Origin of the sequence: Streptomyces sp. NPDC059092 (assembly GCF_042756365.1) — a bacterium.
Classification (GTDB): Bacteria; Actinomycetota; Actinomycetes; order Streptomycetales; family Streptomycetaceae; genus Streptomyces.
Genome location: NZ_JBHZEJ010000005.1, coordinates 94,686 through 101,388 on the forward strand (window position 1 = coordinate 94,686; position 6,703 = coordinate 101,388).

At 74.6% G+C, this 6,703-nt stretch carries 5 protein-coding genes; 4 read left to right on the top strand and 1 reads right to left on the bottom strand.

Going from position 1 to position 6,703, the window contains the following annotated elements; genetic code table 11:
- Nucleotides 1–129 precede the first annotated feature (129 nt).
- Together ACFXPL_RS05140 and ACFXPL_RS05145 are read left to right on the top strand one after the other, a co-directional pair.
- Nucleotides 130–1,044 (top strand): NADP-dependent oxidoreductase, encoded by a 915-nt coding sequence (locus ACFXPL_RS05140; protein WP_384912677.1) that lies wholly within the window; start codon nt 130–132, stop codon nt 1,042–1,044.
- 138 nt (nt 1,045–1,182) lie between these two features.
- The gene (locus ACFXPL_RS05145) at nt 1,183–1,659 is read left to right on the top strand and encodes an ATP-binding protein (protein ID WP_384912680.1); all 477 of its coding nucleotides are present in this window, start codon (nt 1,183–1,185) and stop codon (nt 1,657–1,659) included.
- A gap of 70 nt (nt 1,660–1,729) precedes the next feature.
- On the opposite strand, the gene ACFXPL_RS05150 is transcribed toward ACFXPL_RS05145, so the two are convergent.
- The gene (locus tag ACFXPL_RS05150; RefSeq protein WP_384912683.1) at nt 1,730–2,332 is read right to left on the bottom strand and encodes a sugar O-acetyltransferase; all 603 of its coding nucleotides are present in this window, start codon (nt 2,330–2,332) and stop codon (nt 1,730–1,732) included.
- Nucleotides 2,333–2,634: 302 nt separating this feature from the next.
- On the opposite strand from ACFXPL_RS05150, the gene ACFXPL_RS05155 reads away from it, so the two are divergent.
- Together ACFXPL_RS05155 and ACFXPL_RS05160 are read left to right on the top strand one after the other, a co-directional pair.
- The gene (locus tag ACFXPL_RS05155; RefSeq protein ID WP_384912899.1) at nt 2,635–3,882 is read left to right on the top strand and encodes a DUF2786 domain-containing protein; all 1,248 of its coding nucleotides are present in this window, start codon (nt 2,635–2,637) and stop codon (nt 3,880–3,882) included.
- A gap of 495 nt (nt 3,883–4,377) precedes the next feature.
- The coding region (locus ACFXPL_RS05160) for an FUSC family protein (RefSeq protein WP_384912686.1) at nt 4,378–6,703 on the top strand (2,326 nt) is incomplete at its 3' end.

A 6,703-nucleotide genomic window follows, 5' to 3' on the forward strand; every position in this document is an offset into this window, starting at 1 on the left:
CGGAACAGGGGCTGCGGCCGGGGTGTTGACCGCATCGATGGTTCCACGGGGTCCACGCGGCCCGCACAGCACGTAGAACGCTTGAAGCACGCAGGACACGTAGAGCACACGAGATCTGTGGAGGTTGAGATGCGCGCGATCGTTTTCGAGGAGTTCGGCGGGCCCGAGGTGCTGCACGTCGGGGACGTGGACGAGCCGCACGCGGGCCCCGGTGAGATCCGGGTGGCCGTACGGGCCGCTGGTGTCAACCCGATGGACTACAAAATCCGCCACGGATGGATGGAAGCGGTCTTCCCCACCCCGCTCCCCGCCGTCCCCGGCCTTGAGTTCGCCGGGGTCGTGGACGAGACCGGTGACGGGGTGACCGGCTTCGCCGTCGGCGACGAGGTGCTGGGCTGGTCCGCCACCGGCGCCTACGCCCCGTACGCCCTGGCCGATGTCGTCGTGGCCAAGCCCGCCGGCCTGAGCTGGGACGAGGCCGCGGCGCTCCCCGTGGCGGGGGAGACCGCGCTGCGCGTGCTGGACGCGCTCGGCGTCCGGGACGGCGAGACCCTGCTGCTGCACGGCGCGGCGGGCGGCGTCGGGGCCGTGGCCGCCCAGCTCGCGGTGGCGCGCGGCGCCACCGTGATCGGCACGGCCGCCCCCGCCAACCACGAGTACGTACGCTCGCTGGGAGCCGTCCCCGTGGCGTACGGCGACGGCCTCGTCGACCGGGTCCGCGCGGCGGCGCCCCAGGGCATCGACGCCGTCTTCGACGCGTCGGGGAAGGGGGCGCTGCCCGACTCGATCGAGCTGCGCGGCGGCACCACGGACCGGATCATCACCATCGCCGACATGGCCGCGCAGGAGTTGGGGGTGACCTTCTCCTCCGGCGGCACGACGCCCGAGGAGAAGCGCGCGGGTCTGGCGGAGAACGCCCGGCTGGCGACGGAGGGCGCGCTGCGGGTACGGATCGCCGGGACCTTCCCGCTGGAGGAGGCCGCGAAGGCGCAGCAGGCGAGCGAGGAAGGGCACGCGGGCGGGAAGCTCGTGATCACGCCCTGAGGGGCGGAGCCCATCGCCGCGCCGGACGCGGCGGCTCGTCGGGTCCGACAGGGCCCGAAAACGCTGATGTGGCACGGCGCCGCTCCTCTCGTGCACGATAGGTTGCCTTCTGTGATCTATTGATGTCCGAGAGTAGCGATGCTCACTGACAGTGGACTTGCGCACGACGTCTACGACTCCGGCCGGTCGTGGCTCTCCCTGACCCGGATCCCGCTCCCGCACCGGCCGGAGGCGGCCGGGCGGGCCCGTCGGCACACCCGAGAGGTGCTCGCGCTGCGCCGGGTGGCCGGCGAGGCGGCGGCCACCGTCGAGCTGGCGGTGAGCGAACTCGTCACCAACGCCGTACGGCACGGCGTCTGCGTCTGCGGCTGCACACGCGGCGCCGTCACCTTCACCCTGCTCCGGTCCCCGGACGGGCGCTGCCTGCGCGTCGAGGTCGCCGACCCCTCCCGTACGCCGCCGAGATGGCCGACGGGCATCGGGGCGGTCGACGCGGAGGTGGCGGAGGGCAGGGGGCTGCTCCTGGTCACGGCCCTGGCCTCGGACTGGGGCGACCGCACGGGCCCCACGCGGGGGAAGGTGGTGTGGTGCGAGTTCGCGCCGGGGGAGAGGTAGGGCGCGGGGGTGTGGTGGACGCGGGCCGGCGCCGGTCCGCCGACGCGTTCCGGGGCGGGCCGACCCCGGCTCAGCCCCGCCGCTCGTCCGGCCGTATTACGGTCCGCTCGTCCGGTCCGGCCGGCTCGCGTATCACCCGCGCCGGATTGCCCACGGCCAGGACGCCCGCCGGCAGGTCCTTCGTGACGACCGACCCCGCGCCGACCACCGTGTTCTCGCCGATGGTGACTCCGGGACAGACGATGACCCCGCCGCCCAGCCAGACGTTGTCCCCGATCGTCACCGGTGACGCCTTCTCCCAGCCCGCGCGGCGCCGCTCCGTGTCCAGTTCATGGGTGGGCGTGAGGAGTTGGACGTTCGGGCCTATCTGGACGTCGGAGCCGATGGTGATCGGCGCGGCGTCCAGAAAGACCGCGTTGAAGTTGACGAACGTACGCGCCCCGACGGTGATGTACGTCCCGTAGTCGCACTGGAACGGCGGGCGGATCCGGACGTCCTCGCCGACCGAACCCAGCAGCTCCGCGAGGATCTCGGCGCGGTCGCCGGGCGCGGCGCCGCCGTTCGCGTTGTACGCCGCGCACAGCGCGAAGCGGCGCTCGGTGTCCGCCCCCAGCTCCTCGTCGTCGGGCAGGTACCACTCGCCGGCCAGCATGCGCCGCTTGTTCTCGCCCATGGATACTCCTCCGCGGATGACAGCCCTCGGTCGACAGGAGCCCCCAGATTAAGCGGCCGCGCTGATAGCCGGTTTGTTGTCCACAGGCTGTGGACAAGGTGGGGCGGGTACGGTCCAGGACCCCGGACCTGCGACCATCGAGGACGCCCTCATCGAGGACGCCCTCACCGGGAACGAGAAGCACGCGGCACGTCCGCCGGAGGAGACGCCCCCATGGCCATGGAGCACCGCGAGGCCGCGGCATGAGTGAGAAGCGTGCCACCGGTGATCCCGTGCGCACGGTCGAGCGCGCCCTCGCCGCGATGCTCTCCACCGGCGCCACCAGTTCCACCGGCGTCAGCGGTGCCACCGGCGCCACCCGCGCCCATGGCACTTCCAGCTCCGACGGCATCGACACCGGCGCCTCCCTCCTCGCCGCCGACCCGGACGCCGACGCCGAACTCCGGTGGCGCGGCGAGCAGTTCCTGCGCCTGGCCTGGGAACGCGGCTGGCAGCCCGCCGATGTGGCCCGTCTCGTCCGCCGCGACCTGCACGGACCCCATCTGCCGCTCCTCGCCGAACTGGCGGCCGGGGAGTCGCGGCGGTACGAGCGGCTGCCGCCACGCTGGGCGGCCCAGCTCGCCGACCTCGACCAGGAGTCCGGGGCCGGGGCGGGCGGCGCCGGGGCGTACCGGGCCGACCGTTTCTCGTACGCCACCACCGTCCTGGAGCTGTATCTGCTGCTCGCCCGGCTGCCCGCGATCGAGCCGGTCGGCCCGGTGCCCGGGACGCCCCTCCATCTGCCGCCCGCCGACGGCGAGCCGCGCATGCTCACCCGGATCCGCGCGCTGCTCGCCAAGGCGGAGGCGACGGGGTATCCGCAGGAGGCCGAGGCGCTCACCGCCAAGGCGCAGGAGTTGATGGCGCGTCACAGCATCGACGAGGCGCTGCTCGCGGACCGGACGCACCGCGGTGACGTGCCCGGCGCGTGCCGGATCGGCGTGGACGCCCCGTACGAGACGGCGAAGGCGATCCTGCTCGACGCGGTCGCCTCCGCGAACCGCTGCCGCGCGGTCTGGAACAGCGCGTACGGCTTCTCGACGGTCGTCGGATTCGAGCCGGACCTGGAGGCGGTCGAACTGCTCCACACCTCCCTGCTGGTGCAGGGCACCTCGGCGATGACCCGCGCGGAGGCGGCCCAGCGCGCGGGCGGCCGTAAGCGGACGAAGACCTTCCGGCAGTCGTTCCTGATGGCGTACGCGTACCGCCTCGGCGAGCGCCTGGCGGCGGCGACGGAGCAGGCGACGGGCGAGGCCACGGAGCGAATGGCGGAGGGTGACGGAACGGCGCGCGGCGGCGGCTCCGCGCTGCTCCCGGTCCTCGCGGCACGGGAAGCGGCCGTGACCGGCCGTACGGACCGGATGTTCCCGGAGACGGTCGCGACGCGCGTGCGCGGCGTGACGGACGCCGAGGGCTGGACCCACGGCGTCTCGGCGGCGGACGCGGCCCATGTGCCGGGCGGCAGGGGCGGCACGGGCGGCAGTACGGACCGACGGGGGCGCATCCGCTAGGCCCCACCCTGCCGGTGGCCCGGTACGGCCTCGTGGTGATGGCGCGGCGCGGCAGGCTCCGGCTGTCGGTGAGCGCACGGCACCTCGACGACGGCCATGCAGGAAGCGTTCGCCGGGCGCGTCGCCCACCTCGCCGGTAACGGGCGCCTGGAAACGGACCACTCGCGTCCGGCCTCTGCCCACTTCTGCCCACTTCTGCGCCCTGACCGTCCTGTTGGCCTTCGACCGCCAACCGGTCCCACCAACGGCGACCCGGATCAGGTCCGCCGGACCATGATCGACGGAGTCCATGCTTCATCCGCGCGTACGCCACGCACTGGAGCGCGTCGCGAGGATCACGACAGGTACGAGAGGCACGAGGATCGCGGGCGACCCCGGGCGACCCCGGGCGACCCCGGGCGATCGCGAGGAGGACGAGGATCACAAGGATCATGAGGCTCGTTTCGTGAGGACCCCTTAGCACCCTGTTCCGGGAGAAATCGCTACCCTCACCCCATGAGCTGGCTCCGGGCGTTGAGGGAGACCGCCCTTTCCGGGATCAGGGTCGAGCGGCGGCGGCTCGAACCGCTCGTCGCGCTGCGCGGGGCCGCCGGTCTCGCCGTGGTCGTGTGCGGCACGCTCGCGCTGTTCGGGCCGACCGTCGCCGCCAGCGCCGCGTTCGGCGCGTTCCAGGCGGGGATCGCGACCTTCCAGCGCAGTTGGCGCCCCCGGCCGGTGCTCGCGCTCGCCTCCGGGGCGAGTCTCGCGGTCAGTACGTTCCTCGGCTATCTCACCGGCGCCCACTCCGGGCTGTTCCTCGCCCTGCTCGCGCTCTGGACCTTCCTCGCCGGGCTCGCCTGGACGGCCGGGCCGACCGCGGGCGTGATCGCCTCGTCCAACGTCGCGATCATGCTCGTGACGGTCACGCTCCCGACCTCCGTCGCGACCGCCGCCGGCCACGCGGCAGTGATCGCGGCGGGCGGTCTCGTCCAGGCCGGGATGATCGTGCTCTTCCCCGTCAGACGCTGGGGGCTCCAGCGCGACGCGCTCGCCGACGCCCTCGCCGCGCTGGGCGACTACGCCCGGCGGCTGCGCCAGGACCCGGCCGCCCCGTTCGACCCGGAACCCCTGATGACGGCCCGTAGCGCCGCCGCCATCACCGCGCGGGAGGCGCGCAGCCGCCCGGCCGAACTGCACGGCGCGCGCGGGCTCGCCGAGCGGATCAGGCCCGTACTCGCCTCGCTCGCCGATCCGGAGGTGGGAGGCGCCGCCGAGGGCCCTGAGCGGGACCGGGTACGGGAACTCCTGGCCGCGGCCGGTTCCGTACTGGACTCCACCGCGCGCGCCGTCCGCCACGGCACGCCGGTCCATCTCGCCCCGGCCGCGGTCGCCGCCCTGCGGACCCCCGACACCGAGACGCTGCTCACCGGCCCGGCCCACCGCGCCGCCACCCGGCTCGTCTCGCTGCTCGATCTGCTGGACGACGTGGTCGAGACGGACGTCGTCGCCGCGGACATGGACGCGGGTAAGGAACCCGGCGCCGACGACACACCCACAGAGACCGGCGCGACCGGCACGAACGACGCGACCGGCGCCGCCGACGGCCGCCGGACAGCGGCCCGCCCCGCGACCCACCGCGACCGCCCCGGACTGCTGCGGCTCCTCCCGGTCGTCCTGCGTGACATACGGGGCGAACTGCGCCGCGACTCCCCGATCCTGCGTCACGCGGTACGCGTCACGGCCGTCACCTGCGCGGGGTATGTCCTGGGCGCCGTGCTGCCCCTGGGCCACGGCTACTGGGCGCCCATGACCGTCGTCATGGTGATGCGCCCCGACTTCCTCCAGACGTACGGGCGCTCCGTGGCCCGCTTCGGCGGCACCCTCGTCGGGGTCGCGCTGGCCACCGGCATCGTCCAGGCCGCCCATCCCGGCGGTTACGTCTCCGCCGCACTCGCCGTCGTCAGCGCGGGCCTGATGTATCTGCTGCTGCGCACCGGCTACGCGATCAGCCAGATCTTCGTCTCCGCCTATGTCGTCTTCCTGCTCGGCATGGCGGGGGCCGGGGTCTCGCAGACCGTACGCGACCGGGCCCTGCTCACCCTCCTCGGCGGGCTGCTCGCGATGATCGCGTACGCCGTCTTCCCCGCCTGGGAGACCCCGCGGCTGCGCGCCCGCCTCGCCGACTGGCTGCTCGCCGACGGGCGGTACGCCGCCGCGGTGGTCGGCCACTACGCCCGGCCCGGTGACCGCGGCGGCCCCGACGCGCGCGAGGTCCGCGAGACGCTGCTCTCGACCCGTACGGCGCGGGTCGCCTGGCACACGTCGGAGGAGCGGGCCGCGCACGAACCGGTGCGACACCGCGGTCTGTCGCCTACTGCGGCCGACCACGCGGAGCACGCGCTCGCCCAGCTCGCGCGGGTCGCGATGCTGATGGAGGCGCACCTTCCGGAGCGCGGCGTCACGCCCGTACCCGCGGCGGCCAAGCTCGCCGAGACGCTGCGCGAGGCCACGGAACGGGGCGCGAAGGACGTACGGGAAGGGCGCGTTCCGCGCTGGGACGCGGTCCGCGAGGAGTTGGCGCGCTGGGACGGCGAGGGCGTCCCCGACCAGGTCGTACGGGGCGGCGCGGGCCGGCTCCTCGACACGCTGGAGGAACTGTCGGGGGCCCTGGACGAGGGCGCGGACAGGGACCGCGCCGGGGACCGGGCCGGGGACCGGGCCGGGAACGGCGGCGGGGGGCGGGGCGCCCGCGGGGGGGCGGCGCGCCCCCCGCGGGCGGGGGCGCGCGCCGCGGGGGGGGACCCCCCGGTGCCCGGCGCGGTTGACGCAGCGGGCGCCCCGG